11 protein-coding genes are annotated in these 18,132 nt (G+C 67.4%); 1 reads left to right on the top strand and 10 read right to left on the bottom strand.

The features are described 5' to 3' along the window. Nucleotides 1-83: 83 nt before the first annotated feature. Entirely contained in the window at nt 84-2,957 is a 2,874-nt protein-coding gene (gcvP, locus tag ABE485_RS12835) for an aminomethyl-transferring glycine dehydrogenase (RefSeq protein WP_346515673.1), read from the top strand. Nucleotides 2,958-3,026: 69 nt separating this feature from the next. On the opposite strand, the gene ABE485_RS12840 is transcribed toward gcvP, so the two are convergent. The 10 genes from ABE485_RS12840 to ABE485_RS12885 all read right to left on the bottom strand — a co-directional run bounded on the left by ABE485_RS12840 (nt 3,027) and on the right by ABE485_RS12885 (nt 18,072). Beyond that, nucleotides 3,027-4,997: a DUF945 family protein gene (locus ABE485_RS12840; protein WP_346515674.1), complete on the bottom strand. Its 1,971-nt coding sequence runs from the start codon at nt 4,995-4,997 to the stop codon at nt 3,027-3,029. A 228-nt stretch (nt 4,998-5,225) separates the two neighbouring features. After that, on the bottom strand, nt 5,226-6,701 hold the full coding sequence (locus ABE485_RS12845; RefSeq protein ID WP_346515675.1) for a M81 family metallopeptidase: 1,476 nt from the start codon (nt 6,699-6,701) through the stop codon (nt 5,226-5,228). A gap of 28 nt (nt 6,702-6,729) precedes the next feature. Next, complete coding sequence (locus tag ABE485_RS12850; protein ID WP_346515676.1) at nt 6,730-8,139, bottom strand: amidase; 1,410 nt, start codon at nt 8,137-8,139, stop codon at nt 6,730-6,732. A 25-nt stretch (nt 8,140-8,164) separates the two neighbouring features. Further along, entirely contained in the window at nt 8,165-9,859 is a 1,695-nt protein-coding gene (locus ABE485_RS12855; protein WP_346515677.1) for an ABC transporter ATP-binding protein, read from the bottom strand. A gap of 5 nt (nt 9,860-9,864) precedes the next feature. After that, complete coding sequence (locus tag ABE485_RS12860) at nt 9,865-10,770, bottom strand: ABC transporter permease (protein WP_346515739.1); 906 nt, start codon at nt 10,768-10,770, stop codon at nt 9,865-9,867. A gap of 10 nt (nt 10,771-10,780) precedes the next feature. Then, nucleotides 10,781-11,722, bottom strand: coding sequence for an ABC transporter permease (locus tag ABE485_RS12865; protein ID WP_346515678.1), 942 nt, complete (start codon nt 11,720-11,722; stop codon nt 10,781-10,783). Nucleotides 11,723-11,788: 66 nt separating this feature from the next. Further along, complete coding sequence (locus ABE485_RS12870; RefSeq protein ID WP_346515679.1) at nt 11,789-13,354, bottom strand: ABC transporter substrate-binding protein; 1,566 nt, start codon at nt 13,352-13,354, stop codon at nt 11,789-11,791. A gap of 80 nt (nt 13,355-13,434) precedes the next feature. Next, nucleotides 13,435-14,943: a M81 family metallopeptidase gene (locus ABE485_RS12875; protein WP_346515680.1), complete on the bottom strand. Its 1,509-nt coding sequence runs from the start codon at nt 14,941-14,943 to the stop codon at nt 13,435-13,437. 206 nt (nt 14,944-15,149) lie between these two features. Beyond that, a complete protein-coding gene (locus ABE485_RS12880; RefSeq protein ID WP_346515681.1) occupies nt 15,150-16,643 on the bottom strand; it encodes a CoA-acylating methylmalonate-semialdehyde dehydrogenase in 1,494 nt (497 codons plus the stop codon). 103 nt (nt 16,644-16,746) lie between these two features. Then, the gene (locus tag ABE485_RS12885; protein ID WP_346515682.1) at nt 16,747-18,072 is read right to left on the bottom strand and encodes an aspartate aminotransferase family protein; all 1,326 of its coding nucleotides are present in this window, start codon (nt 18,070-18,072) and stop codon (nt 16,747-16,749) included. Nucleotides 18,073-18,132: the final 60 nt, after the last annotated feature.

Here is an 18,132-nt window from a genome sequence, read left to right on the forward strand (position 1 = left end):
GCGGGCCGGCCCGGCGCCGCGCCCCTCGCGCCCCACGCCAAACCCTCCGTCCCCCGACGCCACCGCTACCCCGAGATCTCCCCATGTCGCGCGCCCTAGACACCCACACCGACTTCATCCCCCGCCACATCGGCCCTTCCGACGCCGACCAGGCCGCCATGCTTGCCGTGATCGGCAGCGCCAGCCTCGACGCCCTGATCGAAGAAGTCGTGCCGCCCAAGATCCGCAGCCAGGAGCCGCTGGCGCTGCCGCCTTCGCGCAGCGAAACCGACGTGCTGGCCGAGCTCAAGCAGATCGCGGGCCGCAACAAGGTCTACCGCAACTACATCGGGCAGGGGTATTACGGCACGCAGACGCCCAACGTGGTGTTGCGCAACATTCTCGAGAACCCCGCCTGGTACACGGCCTACACGCCGTACCAGCCGGAAATCTCGCAGGGCCGCCTTGAAGCCCTGCTGAACTACCAGACCATGGTCGCCGACCTGACCGGCCTGGACATCTCCAACGCCTCGCTGCTCGACGAAAGCACCGCCGCCGCCGAAGCCATGACGCTCGCCCGCCGCGGCGCCAAGTCCAAGAGCCCGGTGTTCTTCATTTCGCGCCACGTCCATCCCCAGACCATCGAAGTCGTGCGCACGCGCGCCGAGGGCCTGGACATCGAGATCCGGATTGGCGACGAGGCCGAAGGCCTGCCCGATTGCTTCGGCGTGCTGCTGCAGTACCCGCACAGCACGGGTTCGGTGTCCGATTACCGCAAGCTGGCCGAAGCCGCTCACGCGCAAGGCGCCGTGGTGGCGTGCGCGACCGATTTGCTGGCGCTGGCCCTGCTGGCCGCCCCGGGCGAATGGGGCGCGGACATCGCCATTGGTTCGGCCCAGCGTTTCGGCGTGCCGTTCGGCTTTGGCGGCCCGCACGCCGGCTTCATGGCCTGCAAGGACGCATTCAAGCGCAATATGGCCGGCCGCCTGGTCGGCGTGTCCAAGGACGCGCAGGGCAACCCGGCGATGCGCCTGGCCCTGCAGACGCGCGAACAGCACATCCGCCGCGAGAAGGCCACGTCCAACATCTGCACCGCGCAGGTGCTGCTGGCCGTCATGGCCGGCATGTACGCGGTCTGGCACGGCCCCGCCGGCATCCGCCGCATCGCCGAACGCGTGCAGCGCAGCACCGCGATCCTGCGCGCCGAACTGGTCAAGCTGGGCGTCAAGGTCGTCAACGACACGTTCTTCGACACCCTGCTGCTTGAAACGGGCGCCGCGACGCCGGCCATCCTGACCGCCGCCGATTGCGCGCACATCAACCTGCGCCGCGTCGATGGCGCCCGCCTGGCGGTGTCGCTGGACGAAACGGTGACCGTCGCCGACCTGCAGGCCCTGGTCAACGTGTTTGCCGCCGGCCTGGAACGCGACGACGTCGAACTCGACATCGACGCGCTGGACGACGCGGCTGCCAGCGGCATTCCCGCTTCGGTCGCGCGTGAAGGCGCGATCCTGTCGCACCCGGTGTTCTCCAGCGTGCAGTCCGAAACCGACATGCTGCGCTACCTGCGCAAGCTGGCCGACAAGGACCTGGCCCTGGACCGCACGATGATCCCGCTGGGTTCGTGCACCATGAAGCTGAACGCCACGGCCGAGATGATCCCCATCACCTGGCCCGAATTCGCGCTGATCCACCCGTTCGCGCCCGCCTCGCAAAGCCAGGGCTATGTCGATCTGATCGACCGCCTGTCGGCCGCGCTGTGTGAAATCACCGGCTACGACAACATCAGCCTGCAGCCCAACTCGGGCGCGCAGGGCGAATACGCGGGCCTCCTGGCCATCCGCGGCTATCACCAGGCCAACGGCCAGCACCAGCGCAACATCTGCCTGATCCCGTCGTCGGCGCACGGCACCAACCCCGCCTCGGCCCAGCTGGCCGGCATGGACGTGGTGGTGGTGGCGTCGGACGCCAACGGCAACGTCGACCTTCCCGACCTGCGCGCCAAGATCGAACAGGTCGGCGACAAGCTGGCCGCGCTGATGATCACGTACCCCTCGACGCACGGCGTGTTCGAAGAAGCCGTCACCGAGATCTGCGATCTGGTCCACCAGGCGGGCGGCCAGGTGTACCTGGACGGCGCCAACATGAACGCGATGGTCGGCGTGGCCAAGCCCGGCAAGTTCGGCTCGGACGTGTCCCACCTGAACCTGCACAAGACCTTCTGCATCCCGCACGGCGGCGGCGGCCCGGGCGTGGGTCCCGTGGCGGTGCGCGCGCACCTGGCGCCCTACCTGCCGGGCGTCGTGAACGAACAGGGCAAGCTGCCCGGCGACGCCAAGGTCGGCCCGGTCTCGGCGGCGCCGTTCGGCTCGGCCGGCATCCTGCCGATTCCGTTCGTGTACATCGCGCTGATGGGCGCCGACGGCCTGCGCCGCGCCACCGAAGTCGCCATCCTGAACGCCAACTACATCGCCACCCGCCTGCGCGACCACTACCCGGTCCTGTACGCTGGCCGCAATGGCCGCGTGGCGCACGAATGCATCCTGGACGTGCGTCCGCTCAAGGAAACCAGCGGCATCAGCGCCGAGGACATCGCCAAGCGCCTGATGGACTACGGTTTCCATGCGCCGACCATGAGCTTCCCGGTGGCGGGCACCCTGATGGTCGAACCCACCGAATCCGAAGGTGTGGCCGAACTCGACCGCTTCATCGATGCGATGATCTCGATCCGCGAGGAAATCGCCCAAGTGGAGCGCGGCGAACGCGACCGCGACGACAACGTCCTGAAGAACGCCCCGCACACCGCCCAGATGCTGCTGGCCGAAGAGTGGCTGCACGACTACCCGCGCCAGCAGGCCGCCTACCCGGTGGCTTCGCTGCGCGAGAACAAGTACTGGCCGCCGGTGGCGCGCGTCGACAACGCCTACGGCGACCGCAACCTCGTGTGCGCCTGCCTGCCGGTCGAAGCCTACGCCTGAAGTCCCCAGTAAAAAAGCCCCCGTCTCTGTTCGACGGGGGCTTTTTTTTTGGCCTGAAGCGGCGCCTGTTTACTTGGCGGGCGCCTTGCTGGCCGCGCCGAAGTCTTCGGCAATGCTGATGAACGTGTTGAGCAGGATCTGCAGGTTGTCCTTGCCGATTCCGCCTTCGGCGTTCATGTCCATCTGCAGCACGGCGCGGTTCTTGTCATCCAGGTAGGCGCGCGTCCAGCGGTATTCCTGGTTCCAGGCGTTGATGGCCTTCAGCGTCATCGGCTTCTTGGGGCTGTACGTGGCAGTCATCACCAGGTCCAGGCACTTCTCGGTGAAGTCGTTGCACAGGAATTCCAGGCGCAGGTCGGTGGCGCCGGTGGAGCCCGGGCTCAGGACCAGCACGGGACCTTCATCGCCGTCGGACTTGGTGACGGTGTAGCCCATGTCGTCCAGCATGCTGGAGACGGAATCCAGGTTGAAGTCCTCCATGACGCCGACCGCGGGAGCCGCGGCGGTTGCGTCCGCGGCGGGCTCGCCTTCGTCGGAGTCCATGTCCAGGCCGGAGATTTCGTCCTCGTCGTCCATTGAACCCAGGCCGGAGGCGCCCAGCAGGCCGCTGAAGAGTTCTTCGGCCGGGATCTTCTGGCCGTTCAGGTCGCCCATGCCGTCGGCAAAGGTGAACTTGCCCACGATGTTGTCGCCGTCATTCTTGCCGACGTTGAGCATTTCGGCCATGCCGGCCATCTGGCGGATGTTCTCGTCAGCCTCGGCGGCGGCCTTGTCGGCGGCCATGCCGCGCGTCTTGATGGCGTACTGCACCATCAGGTCCTGCACCATGGGCTTGGAGATCACCAGCGAGGCGTCGATCTTCTTGATCGCCTGCACCACGATTTCCTGCGGGGTCAGGTCCTTGGCGTTGGCCGGGTTGGCCAGGTCCAGCGAGAAGTTCAGCTTGCTTTCGCCCTTGGCCGTCTTCCAGCTCAAGGGATCGATGCTGAACGACGGGTTGCCCGCCAGCAGCTTGCCGGCGTTGTCCAGCAGCACGTCGAACTGTTCGTCCTTCAGGCCTTCGTCGGTGGCCCCCAGCATGTACTGGCGCATGAGCTGGTTGTAGGTGTCGGAGAGCTGCTTGACGGCCTGGCCGTCGAGCCGGGCGAGCTTGATCACGGCCTGACCGTTGCCCAGCACCACGTCGTTCACGGTGAGGTCGCCGGTCTGGTAGGACGCCTGCACATTGATCGACTTGTCGTCTTCGGACAGTTTGACGCCGTAGGCGAAGTTGTCCAGCGCAACCTTGAGCTTATCGCCCGGGCGCACGACGTCGATGCGCTTGATCTTCAGATCCGAATCGCCCATGGAAATGCCGAACTTGCCCATGCGGCTGTCCAGGCCGAGCGTCAGGCCGGACAGCGTCATCGTGGAGGGACCGTTGCCGTTGCTGACGTCCACCACCAGCTCGTTCATCACGCCCTGCCCGGTGACGGCCTGCGTGCCGCGTTCGAACGTGCCGTTGATCTGCATGCCACTGAAGTTAACCAGGGAGCCGTTCTGCTTCACGAGGACGGGCGCGATGGCCGCGGTCGTCGTGGCGTTGCCGCCGTAGCTGACGACGGCGTCGCCGATCAGGGGAGATACGTCCTTGGTCAGTTCGAAGACGGGCTTGATGTTGTCCGTCTTGGCGATCTCGGTGTGGATGAACGCCAGCTTGGGGGCAATGGCGCCGCGCGCCAGGGCGCTCTTGGGGAAGGGGCCGTGCTCGGCGGTCGCGTCGAACTCGATCATGCCGGCGGGCAGGTCGTCCAGGCCCTTGTCGTTCTTGATGAGCGATACGCCATAGCGCGCCTGCGTCGAGAACAGGCCGCGCTCGTACTTGAGCTGATCGATGCGCAGCCCGAACAGGGGCGTCAGCTTTGCCAGCTTTTCGTTGGCCTGCGCCAGATAACGCTGCGAGTCCTCTTCGATGCGCTTGCCGGTGTACCACGTGGCGCCTACCCAGCTTCCCGCTCCCACTATGACCACGCCGAGGGTGATCGCTACGCTCTTTTTCATCGTTCTGCTTATATCGTTGATTATCGAGTCATATCCAGTGGCCGCGGCAGTGCGCCGCTGCGCCCGTCTGGAGGGCGCACCTACGGAATACGCGTATTCATCGGCCTGTAAGGCCCGCGGCGGAGTATACCGAGACGCGTGTCTCCCCGGACACGCGCGCAGTTACCGAAGATTTCAAAATGAAAGCCGGCGCTTGCGCGCCGGCCTTATTGTCGACAATGCGCCGGTTTACAGCGGATCCAGCGGATAGATGGGGCGCCGCACGTTCCTGAATTCGAGCTGGCCGTAGTCGGACGTGGTGACGCCCACGCCGGTGCATTCGATGATCTCGGTGGCCATGTCGGAAAAGCCCGCGCGCCAATGTATGCGGCTCTTGAGCACCACATAGCGTTTCTGCAGGGGATCGATGCCGGCGGACAGCAGGCAATTGATGTCGAAGGGTTCCTGGTGGCGCGACACGACCACGATCTCGACCCGGCCGGTGTCGATCACGACGGTTAGGCCCGTATCGTTGCGCACGCCGCGGTACATGGGGCCGCGGTTCAGGTAGACGCCGTCGAACACCAGCTTGACCCGGCCGGTGACTTCGAGGGGTTCGCTGGGCTCTTTGATGGCGGGCATGGGCAGCTTGCCGCCCAGCTTCAGGGCGATGGTGCTGCCCACGCCGGCGGCCGCCGCCTCCTGCGCCGCCTGCGGGTCGCAGATGGCGTAGAAGACCACGTTGTCCAGTTCCTGGCGCAGCACCTCGGCCAGCACGGCCGTGGTGTCCATGGTGCCGCCCGAGCCGGTGTTGTCGAAATGATCCAGCAGCACGACGGGGCCTTGCTCGATCGCCTTGGCGCGCGCAATGGTGGGCGCCAGCGGTTCGGGGTGGAACACCCAGTCGGCGCGGCCGGTCCAGGCGCGCTCCAGCAGTTCGTCGCGATGCCGTTCGGCGTCCGCCAGGTTGCCGTCGGTACAGACGACGGCGCTCAGGCCGGCCTCGCGGATGTCCGCGTGGGGAAAGCCCACGAAGACCGACGCGGCCAGCACGCCGCCGGCCTCGAGTTCCTTGCACCGTTCCTGCAGGGGCTTGTTGGGGGCGGCGTGCGTGCCCTGGCACATGATGTGCGGCAGCATGGGCTTGTTGGCCCAGGTCATGACGGGCTTGATCTCGCCCTTCAGGGTCCGGACGATGACGTTGGCGGCGCGCACGCCGGCCTCGCGGATGTCCACGTGCGGATAGGTGTGGAAGCCGCTGATGACGGTGGCGTTCTTGACGATGTCGTCATAAATGTTGGCGTGCATGTCCAGCGTCACGGCAACCGGCGTCTTGGGATCGATCTCGCGCAGGCGGCGCAACAGGTCGCCTTCGGCGTCCTCCACGCCCTCGGCGACCATGGCGCCATGCAGGTCCAGCAGGATGGCGTCGAAGCCGCCGCGCTCGACCTCGTCCAGGATCAGCCTGCACAGCCGTTCGTGCGTCTGGGCGCTTGTGGGACCGCTGGGCCAGGACTCCGCGGCCACCGGCACGACCATCTCGGCGCCTTCGCGGCGCGCCACCTCGATGTAGCCGCCCAGGCCGCTGTCGGTGTTTTCGTAGGCCCGGATGGCGCGTTCGCCGGCCAGGATCTCGGGGTTGCCGCGGAAGAAGCGTTCAAGCGGGGTTGGCACGGGCGAAAACGTGTTCGTCTCGTGCTTGATCATTGCCAAAAGCCAACGCATGGGAAAGTCCTGTGGTTGCCGTGGAAAATCAGTTCGTCCTGGGGGGCTGGGGCCAGCGGCGCTGGGCCGGACGCATCCGTTCCCAGGCGCGGGCCACGCGCAGGACGCCCAGGTCGTCGAAGCGCGCGCCGGCGATCTGCAGCCCGATGGGCAGGCCGGCCTTGGTGTAGCCGCAATTGACCGAGGCGGCGGGCTGCTCGCTCATGTTGAAGGGCAGCGTGAAGCCGATGTGGTGCATCGTGGTGGCGACGTCGTTGGTGGGCGACGGCCACTCGGCGTTGTAGGCCACCACGGGGGCCACGGGCGACAGCACGTAGTCGTAGGGAGCGCAGGCGGCGACGGTGCGGGCCCGCACGTTCAGGGTCTCGTAGTAGCTGCGGAAGACGGCCTCGCCGGTCTGTCCGCCGCCGCTTTCGGCCCAGGCGCGGATGAACGGCAGGATCTTCGCGCGGCGTTCCTCGGACAGCGCGGAGAGGTCGACGGCCGAGCGGGTGCGCCAGAAGCGGTCCACGCCGTCCAGCATCTCTGGCGTCATCCAGGGCTGCATCGGCGTGACGACGGCGCCCGCGGCCTCGAAGGCGCGCGCGGCGGCTTCGACGGCATCGCGGGTCTCCGGGTCCAGCGGCAGCCCGCAGCCCGCGTCCAGCAGCAGGCCGATGCGCAGCCCGCGCACGTCCTGGTCCAGGTTCATCCAGTCGACGTCCTGGAACGGCAGGCTCATGTGGTCTCGGGCATCGGGCTGCGACAGCACGCCCATCATGAGCGCGGCGTCGGTGATGTCGCGCGTCATGGGGCCGGCGCAGCGGCCCATGAACGGCGGATCGATCGGAATGCGGCCCAGGCTGGGCTTGAGCGTGGCGATGCCGCACCAGGCGGCCGGCAGGCGGACCGAGCCGCCGATGTCGGTGCCGATGTGCAGCGGGCCATAGCCTGCCGCCGCGGCGGCCCCGGCGCCTGCGCTGGAGCCGCCCGGATTCTTGGACAAGTCCCAGGGGTTGCGCGTCAGGTCATGGAAGCTGGACAGCCCCGACGACAGCATGCCGTAGTCCGGCATGGTGGTCTTGCCCAGCAGCACCGCGCCGGCTTCGCGCATCCGGGCAGCCGGCGGCGCGTCGGCCGCCGCCGGGGTCAGGTCGGTCGCCGCCGTGCCCAGCGGAACCGGCACGCCCCGCGTGGCGATGTTTTCCTTGATGGTGGCGGGCACGCCATCCAGCGTATGGCCGCCGCAGCTTTGCGGCTCGCCTTTCATCCAGCGGGCTTCCGAGGCCCGGGCCATGGCCAGCGCGCCGTCGGGGTCGAGCGCGTAGGTGGCCTTCAGGTGCGGCTCCCAGCGTTCGATGTGGTCCAGCACGGAGCGCGTGGCTTCCACGGGCGAGAGGGTCTTGCTGCGATAGGCCTGCAGGAGTTCCTGGGCGGACAATTCATGCGGTTGCGGCATTGCGGTTCCAGTGGGTCCGGGAAAGTCAGGGGGCCGGGGCGGCGGGCATCTGGCCGGCCGCGATGGGCCGGAAATTGCGGAAGTCCCAGTCGCGGCCGGGCGCCGCGTCGATCAGGGCGCGCGTGTACTCGTGGTGGGGCTCGGTCAGCACGGTTTCGGCGGAGCCGGTCTCGACGACCTTGCCGCGCTGCATCACCATGATGGTGTCGCAGATCTGCGCGGCCACGCGCAGGTCGTGCGTGATGAACAGCACGCCCACGCCGGTGCGCTCGCGCACCTGCTCCAGCAGTTCCAGAACCTGGGCCTGCACGGATACGTCCAGCGCCGAAACGGCCTCGTCGGCCACCAGGATCTCCGGGTCCATGACCAGCGCGCGCGCGATGCAGATGCGCTGGCGCTGGCCGCCGGAGAACTGGTGCGGGTAGCGGCGCATGGCGTCGGGGCTCAGGCCGACGACGGTCAGGGTCTCGCCCGCCCGCTTGAGCGCCTGTTCGCGCGGCACGCCGAAGTTCAGGAGTCCTTCGATGATGGACTCGCCGACGGTGCGGCGCGGATTCAGCGACCGGTACGGATCCTGGAACACGATCTGGATGCGGCGGCGCACGGGGCGCAGCGCCGACCCGGACAGCGTGCTGAGGTCTTCGCCGCCCATCATCATGTGGCCGGCCGTGGGCTCGATGAGGCGCACGATGCAGCGCGCCACGGTGGACTTGCCCGAGCCGGATTCGCCCACGATGCCCAGGATCTCGCCCTTGCGCAGCGTCAGGTTGACGTCCGTGGCGGCGACCACGCTGTGCGCCGCCTTGCGGGAAAACAGCGAGCTCCTGCCGCCATAGGTGCGGCCCAGCCCCTTGACATGCAGCACCGGCGTGCCCGCGGGCGCGTCGCGGCGCGACGGCACCAGGCTGGGCACGGAAGAGACCAGCCTGCGCGTATAGGACTGCTTGGGCTCGGCCAGGATCTCGTGGCGCGTTCCGCTTTCGATCAGGTCGCCGCGGTTCATGACGACGATGCGGTCGGCGATTTCCGCCACCACGCCGAAGTCGTGCGTGATGAAGAGCACGGCGGTCTTGTGCTTGACCTGCAGTTCCTTGATGAGCGCCAGGATCTGCTTTTGCGTGGTGACGTCCAGCGCCGTCGTGGGCTCGTCGGCGATCAGCAGCTTGGGCTCGAGGATCAGCGCCATGGCGATGACGATGCGCTGGCGCTGGCCGCCCGACAGCTGGTGGGGATAGGCCTCGAAGATGCGTTCGACGTCCGGCAGGTGCACCGACTGGAACATCTCCAGCACCTTGGCGCGGCGCTCGGCCGCCGACATGTTCTTGCGGTGCAGGCGCAGCACCTCGTCGACCTGCTTGCCCACCGTGTGCACGGGGTTCAGCGCGGTCATGGGTTCCTGGAAGACCATGGCCATGCGCGTGGCGCGCATTTCGCGTAGCCGGCGCTGGGTGGCGGTGGCCACGTCCTCGCCCTCGACGCGGATGGAACCGGCGCTGATGCCCAGGATGCCTTGCGGCAGCAGGCCCATGACGGCCAGCGACGTGACGGACTTGCCGGAGCCGGACTCGCCGACGACGCACACCGTTTCGCCGGCATGCACGTCGAGGCTGAGGTTGCGCACGACGCGGTTGCCCGCGCCCGCGACTTCCACCGACAGGTTGCGGATGGCGAGGATGGCGGACGAGGTATCGCCCGCGGGGGGATTGGGGGAATAGTTCATCGGCATCAGATCCTGCGCACCATTTTCGGGTCCAGCGCGTCGCGCAAGGCGTCGCCCAGGATGTTCACGCTGAGCACGGTCAGCGACAGGAACAGTCCGGGGAACAGGATCAGCCCGGGCAGCATGCGAAAGTACATGCGGCCTTCGGACATGATGTTGCCCCAGGAGGCGATCTCGGGCGGGATGCCCGCGCCCAGGAAGCTCAGGATGGCCTCGGTCAGCATGGCCGACGCGAAGACGTAGGTGCCCTGCACGGTCAGCGGCGCGACGGTGCTGGGCACCATGTGGCGCCACAGCAGCAGCGGCAGCGGCGTGCCCAGCGCCAGCGCGGCCTCGACGTAGGGTTCGCCGCGCACGCTCAGGATCTGGCCGCGCACCAGGCGCACCACGCGGGGAATCTCCGGAATGGTGATGGCCACGAGCACGGTCGTGATGCTGGCGCCGGTGACCGACACCAGGGCGATCGCGAGCAGGATGCCCGGGATGGCCATGATGGCGTCCATGGTCCGCATGATGGGGCCGTCGAGCGAGCGGAACCATCCGGCGATCACGCCGATGACCAGCCCGATCGCCACGCTGACGACCGCGGCGCCCAGGCCCGCGATGAGCGAGATGCGAGCGCCGTAGGCCACGCGCGACCAGACGTCGCGGCCGAAGGCGTCGGTGCCCAGCAGGTAGTCCGTGAACGGCTGCTTCAGGCGCGCGCCGGGGTTGAGGAGGGTGGGGTCCACCGTGCCCAGCAGCGGCGCGAACAGGGCGATCAGGACGATCGCCGTGAGCACCACGAGCGCGAGCATGACGGGCCAGCTCTTGAGCCCGTGGCGGATCTGCCGCCACGCGGTGACCTGGGGATTGCCGCCTCCGGGGAGGTCGGCGGCCGCTTGCGCGGCGGTATCGGTTGGCGTTTGCATGCTCATGGCGTCAGTACCTGATCCGCGGGTCGAACACCGTGTAGGCGCAATCGACAACAAGATTGATGAACACGTAGACGAACGCGAAGAAAAGCGTCAGGCCCTGGATGACCGGGTAGTCGCGCGCCAGCACGGCCTCTACCACCAGCCGTCCCAGGCCGGGGATGTTGAACACCGATTCGGTCACGACCACGCCGCTGATGAGCAGCGCGATGCCCACGCCCACCACCGTGGCGATGGGCACGGCGGCGTTGCGCAGCGCGTGGCCAAGCAGCACGCCGGTTTCGCCCAGTCCCTTGGAGCGGGCGGTGCGGATGAAGTCCTCGCCCATGACCTCGATGACGCTGGTGCGCGTGATGCGCGCGATCAGCGCCACGTAGACCGTGGACAGGGCCAGCGACGGCAGGATGAGCCGGTGCAGGAACGGCCAGAAGCCTTTTTCGAGCGGCGTGTAGCCCTGCACGTTGAACCACCCCAGCTTGATGGCGAACGCCCAGATCAGCAGGTAGCCCGTGACGAACACGGGCACCGAGAATCCCAGCACCGAAAAGCCCATCACGGCGCGGTCCAGCAGCTTGCCCTGGCGCCACGCGGCCAGCACGCCCAGCGGAATGGCGACGATCAGCGTGAAGATCAGGGTCAGCACCGCCAGGCTCAGGGACGGTTCAAGACGCTGCGAGATCAGCTTGGTGACCGGCACGCCGGACATGAGCGAGGTGCCCAGGTCGCCTTGCAGGAGCTTGCCGCCCCAGATGAAGAACTGCTTGATGACCGGTTGGTCCAGGCCCATCGTCTGGCGTATCTGGACGATACGCTCGGGCGTGGCGCCGTCGCCCGCCATGATGATGGCCGGATCGCCCGGGCTGAAACGCAGTATCGCGAAGACCACCACCGCGACCATCAGCAGGACTGGAATGGTCGCGAGGAGCCGGCGTGAGACAAATGCCAGCATGTTTTTCCCCCTGTACTAGTTGGGCCCGCGCGTACTGCAAGTCGCTGCGCGCAGGCCCTTCGCCCATCAAGGGGCCTTTTTGACGTTCCAGAACGCGAAGACCGGCGCGTGCACCAGGCCCGACAGCTTGGTCGAGTAGACCGTGGGCACGGACATCTGGCCCAGCGGCACGTACAGGCCTTCGTCGATGCCGATGCGCTGCACTTCCTCGGAGATCTTCTTCTGCTCGGCCGGGTCGGCGGTGAGCGCCATCTTCGTGCGCAGTTCTTCGATCTGCGGGAACTCGGGCCAGCCGAACCACGCGTTGTCGCCGTTGGCGGCGGCCGGGGCGGAGCGCACCGGGTCCATCACGTCAGTGGCGTACCAGTTGGTGTTGTGGATGTTCCAGCCGCCTTCCGCCGGCGCGGCCTTTGAGGCGCGGCGCGTGGCCACGCTCTGCCAGTCCATCGCCGCGAGGTTGACGTTGAAGCCGGCCTTGCGCAGCGCCGCGGCCATCACGACGGGTTGCGCGGACAGCGTGCCCACGTCGGTGGCGTGCATGACGAGGATGGGCGTGTTGTCGTAGCCCGCTTCCTTGAGCAGCGCCTTGGCCTTGTCGATGTTCGACGGAACGACCATGTCCTTGCCGATGTCGCTTTCCAGCGGCGTGCCGCAGCCCCACAGCGAGGCGCAGGTCTTCCAGTACTTGGGATTGCCGACCAGCGCCTTCATCACGTCTTCCTGGCCGATCGCGTACATGGCGGCCTGGCGGATCTTCTTGTTGTTGAACGGCGGGTACTTGAAGTTGAAGCGGTACATCGTGAAGTAGCCGACCGGGCTGAGCGACTCTTCCTTCAGATCCTTGTTGCCTTCGATCATGGGCAACAGGTCGTACGGGAATTGCTCGACGAAATCGATCTCGCCGCCGAGCAGCGCGTTGGCCGTGGTCAGGGCGTCGGGCATGACGTCCCATTCGACCTTGTCGACGTGCACGACCTTGCCGCCCGCCAGGCCGCTGACGGGCTCTTTGCGCGGCACGTAGTCGGGATTCTTGGCGTAGACGGTCTTCACGCCCGGCTTGAATTCGATGACCTTGAACGGACCCGATCCGGTCATGTCGGTGATGGGCTGGCCGATCGCCTGTTCCGCGATGCGCTTGGGCATCATGAACGGCGCGGTGCCCGTGGGCTTGGACAGCGCGCGCAGCGCGAGGTCCGTGGGTTCCTTCATGACGATGCGGAAGCTCTTGTCGTCGATGACTTCGATCTTGTCGGTGAACTTGAGCAGCGTGCGGCCCATGCCGTCGCCCGCGGCCCAGCGCTTGATCGACGCGACGCAGTCTTCCGAGGTCACCGGCTTGCCGTCGTGCCATTTCTGGCCGGGGCGCAGGGTCATGGTGTAGGTCTTGCCGTCGGGCGAGACTTCCCACTTCTCAAGCATCTGCGGCTGCACCTTGTTGTCGGCGTCGGTGGCCAGCAGGGTGTCGTAGATCATGTAGCCGTGCCACGTCGTGATGTAGGCGGTGGTGGCGTGCGGATCGGTCAGACGCAGAGGCGAGTGCATCACCGTCTTGATGACGGTCTCGGCGTAGGCGCCGTGCGCCATCGCGAGGGTTGCGCCGGCCAGAGCGGCCGCTCGGACAAACTTGAGCATGTAGTTCCCCTTGAAGCGTAGTGAGCGGCGCTGTGGGCCGCTACGTCGTTGACGCGCCGCGCAAGGGCGGCGCGCGAGGGTCAGGCTGTAGCGGGCCGGCCGTCGAACACCGGTCCGCAAGGCGCCATTCTGATGCCGGGACGCAGCCGTGTCCATGGTTGTTTTGCCGCATCCATGAGCATGGAGCCAGGGGCGGCGCAAACCAGGATCGTCTGCGCGATGGGGGCGAAGTCCGCGCGGAAGTGGGCCGAACTCTTGACCACCAGAATCGCGGCGCGGGTGGGCTCCACGCCGGCGAAACGGAACATCTCCTGGTCCGCCATCTGCACCTTGTTCGAGGCGACGATGATGCGCACGCCGCCGATGCGCAGGCAGGCGCTGGGGCCCAGGTCCATGTGAAAGCCGCGGTAGAACGCGCCATGCGTATCGAAGCGTCCGTCGGAGGTTTTCTCGACGATGAATTCGGCGTCCAGCGGTGTGTCATCGGGAATACCCGAGTGTCCACCCAATGCAATCCGTACCTTGTTTCCGGCCCCCGCGCGATGCGCCGCCAGCGCTGCGGCGGGATCGACGATCAGGCCGATCGCCGTGTCGCGCGCATCGTGCCGGATCAGCGCGCGCAGCACGCCGGTGGTGTCGGAACTGCCGCCGGCGCCGGGGTTGTCCTGCGCGTCCGCGATGACGACGGGGCGGGACGCGTCGCGCGCCAGCCGCAAGGCTTCCTGCACGGCTTCGTCCGGCGTATATAGCCTGCCGCCGAAGTCGCGTTCCGCATTCAGGACGGCGCGCTCCAGTTCGTCGGCAGCCGCGTCGGCGTCGGCCTGCGTCATGCCGTAGGCCCACACGGTGGGGGCGCATTCGGGAAAGTCCGCAGCCGGAAAGCCGGTCGCAAACGACAGGCTTGCGGCGCCGCGCGCCTCGAGTTCGTCCACCAATCGGTACAGGCTGCTCGCGGGTTCGATGTCGGTGGATTGCCAGCACAGCGGAATCAGGAAGGGCAGGCTGCGCAAGGCGACATAGTGGCGCGGCACGCCCGCCAGTCTCAGCGACAGCAGGCTGGCGGCGCGCTGGCCGGTCTCGGCCATGTCGATGTGGGGGTAGGTGCGGTAACAGACCAGCGCGTCGGCGTGGCGCACCATGCTGCGGGTCACGTTGGCGTGCAGGTCGAGGCTGGCGACGATGGGGACGCCGGGGCCGACGAGCTCGCGCACGCGCCTGAGCAGTTCGCCTTCGCCGTCATCCAGGTGTTCGGTCACCATGGCGCCGTGCAGGTCCAGATACACGCCGTCCAGCGGCATGGCCCGCGACAGGCCGCGCAGGATCATCTCGCTGATGCGCTCGAACGCGTCCCGGGTCACGTGTCCCGACGGGCTTGCCGCCGCCCACGTGGTGGGCAGCAGCGTGTGCTGGCCCATGGCCTCGATGAAGCCCGCCACCGGTATGTTGGCGCCCGCCACCGCCTGGAACATCGCGGGCCCGCTGACCAGCTTTGGCCACCCCCCGCCCTTGTCCGCAAAATCCTCCCACGCCGCGCGCGACGGCGCGAACGTGTTGGTCTCATGCTGAAAGCCGCCAATCCCGATACGCATCAGGGTTCCCCTTGTAGTACTGATTTTCGGAAGCGCGGCAAAACGCCGCGCCATTTTCAGTGCTGCGTGGCGCGCCCTTTAACCCCGAGGCAAGAACGACGCGCTGCGAATCTGGCAATACCCTTGCAAGCGCAGTCGCGCGGAGCCGGCTTTGCCGGTCCGCTGCGACGCCCCCTGGGGGGAGGCGCGAAGCGCTTCGGGGGGAGCTACTTCAGCACTGGCATGGTGAATTCGGCGCCTTTGCCGATGCTGTCCGGCCAGCGCTGCATCACGCTCTTGTAGCGCGAGTAGAAGCGGATGCCTTCTTCGCCGTAGGCGTGGTGGTCGCCGAACAGCGAACGCTTCCAGCCGCCGAAGGAGTGCCAGGCCATGGGCACCGGGATCGGCACGTTGATGCCGACCATGCCCACCTTGATCTGGCGGGCAAACGCGCGCGCCACGCCGCCGTCGGACGTGAAGCAGGCGACGCCGTTGCCGAACTCATGCGCGTTGATCAGGTCGACCGCGCTGGCAAAGTCGGGCACGCGCACGACGCACAGCACCGGCCCGAAGATCTCTTCGCGGTAGATGTTCATGGCGGGCTTCACGTTGTCGAACAGCGTGCCGCCCAGGAAGAAGCCTTTCTCGGCGCCCGGCACCGTGAGCCCGCGGCCGTCGACGATCAGGTCGGCGCCGCTGGCGATGCCGTCCTCGATGTAGCCCAGCACCTTCTTGCGGTGCTGCGCGGTCACCAGCGGACCCATTTCGGCGTCCGGCTGCATGCCGTCCTTGACGACCAGCGCCTTGACGCGCGGCGTGAGGCGTTCGACGACCTTGTCGGCCACGTCGCCCACCGCCACGGCCACCGAGATGGCCATGCAGCGCTCGCCGGCGGAGCCGTAGGCCGCGCCCATCAGCGCGTCGGTGACCTGGTCCAGGTCGGCGTCGGGCATGACCACCAGGTGGTTCTTGGCGCCGCCCAGGGCCTGCACGCGCTTGCCGCGCTTGGTGCCTTCGGCGTAGATGTATTCCGCGATGGGCGTGGACCCGACGAAGGACAGGGCTTCGACATCGGGGTGCGAGATCAGCGCGTCCACGGCGAGCTTGTCGCCATGCACGACGTTGAAGACGCCGGGAGGCAGGCCGGCCTCGGTCAGCAGTTCGGCCAGGCGCAGCGAGGCGGACGGATCGCGCTCGGACGGCTTGAGGACGAAGGTGTTGCCGCAGGCGATGGCCACCGGGAACATCCAGCACGGCACCATCATGGGGAAGTTGAACGGCGTGATGCCGGCAACCACGCCCAGGGCCTGGCGCATGCTCCAGTTGTCGATGCCGCCGCCGATCTGGTCGGAGTACTGGCCCTTGAGCAGTTGCGGAATGCCGCAGGCGAATTCGACGATCTCGATGCCGCGCGTCACTTCGCCCTTGGCGTCCGAAAACACCTTGCCGTGTTCGCGGGTGATCAGTTCGGCCAGTTCGTCCTGGTGCTTGTCCAGCAGCGCCTTGAAGTTGAACAGGATGCGGGCGCGCTTGAGGGCGGGGGTTTCGGACCAGGCGGGGAAAGCCGCCTTGGCGGCGGCCACGGCCAGCGCCACGTCTTCGTTGGAGGCCAGCGGGATCGACGAGCAGATCTCGCCGGTCGCGGGATTGAAGCCATCCGCGTAGCGGCCGCTGCCGCCGTCGTAGGATTGGCCGTTGATGAAATGGGGGATCTTCTTCATGGATGAAAGGCTCTTTGCATAAATTCGTCAAAACGCCGCCGGGCGGCCTCAGGCCGCCCGGGCGCGGCGCCGGCGCGATGAGGGCGCGCGGCGCAGGGAGGGATCAGGCAACCTCTTTCAGGACCTTGCCGATCTGCTCGAAGATCTGGCCGATCTGGGCCTCGTCGATGATCAGCGGGGGCGACACGGCGATGATATCGCCCGTATAGCGCACCATCAGGCCGCTGTCGAAGCACTTCTGGAAGACCTCGGCGGCGCGTGCGCCAGGGGCGCCCGCGCGCGGCGCGAGCTCGATGCCCGACACCAGGCCCAGGTTGCGCACGTCGATCACGTGGGGGGCGCCCTTCAGGCTGTGCGCGGCGTCCTGGAATGCGGTGGACAGCTTGCGCGCCCGCCCGAACAGGTCTTCGCGGCGGTAGATGTCCAGCGTGGCCAGGATGGCGGCGGCGGCCAGCGGGTGCGCGGAATAGGTGTAGCCATGGAAGAACTCGATTCCTCCAGCCGGACCATTGACGATGGCGTCATGCACTTCGCGCTTGACCGCCACCGCGCCGGCCGGGACGGCGGCGTTGCTGACGCCCTTGGCCATGGCGATGATGTCCGGCGTCACGCCGAAGAATTCCGAGGCGGTCGCGGCGCCCAGGCGGCCGTAGGCGGTGATGACCTCGTCGAAGATCAGCAGGATGCCGTGCTTGGCGGTGATCTCGCGCAGCTTTTCCAGGTAGCCCTTGGGCGGGATCAGCACGCCGGTGGAGCCGGCCATCGGCTCGACGATCACGGCGGCGATGGTGGAGGCGTCGTGCAGCGCGATGATGCGTTCGAGTTCATCGGCCAGGTTTGCGCCCCACGCGGGCTGGCCCTTCGAATAGGCGTTCTGCTCCAGGTTGTGCGTATGGGGCAGGTGGTCCACGGCGGGCAGCAGCGCGCCGGAGAAGGTCTTGCGGTTGGTCGAAATGCCGCCGACCGAGATGCCGCCGAAGCCCACGCCATGGTAGCCGCGCTCGCGGCCGATCAGGCGCGTGCGCTGGCCTTCGCCGCGCGCGCGGTGGTAGGCCAGGGCGATCTTCAGGGTCGTATCGACGGATTCGGAGCCGGAGTTCGTGAAGAACACGCGATCCAGCCCTTGCGGCATCAGGCCGGCAACCGCCGTGGCGGCCTCGAAGGCCAGCGGGTGGCCCAACTGGAAGCCGGGCGCGTAGTCCATGACGCCCGCCTGGCGGGAGATCGCCTCGACGATTTCCTCGCGGCCATGCCCGGCGTTCACGCACCACAGACCGGCCGTGCCATCCAGGATCTGGCGGCCGTCGGTCGAGGTGTAGTACATGCCTTTGGCCGTCGCCAGCATGCGCGGGTGGGCCTTGAACTGCTTGTTGGCAGTGAAGGGCATCCAGAGATGGGACAGGTCGGGCAACTGGGCGGGGGCGTTCATGGTGACTCCAGGGGATGGACAACCGCCGGGCGCCGCGAAGAGCATGGGCCAGCGGGATTC

Origin of the sequence: Achromobacter spanius, from assembly GCF_039673305.1 — a bacterium.
Taxonomy (GTDB): Bacteria; Pseudomonadota; Gammaproteobacteria; order Burkholderiales; family Burkholderiaceae_B; genus Achromobacter; species Achromobacter spanius_F.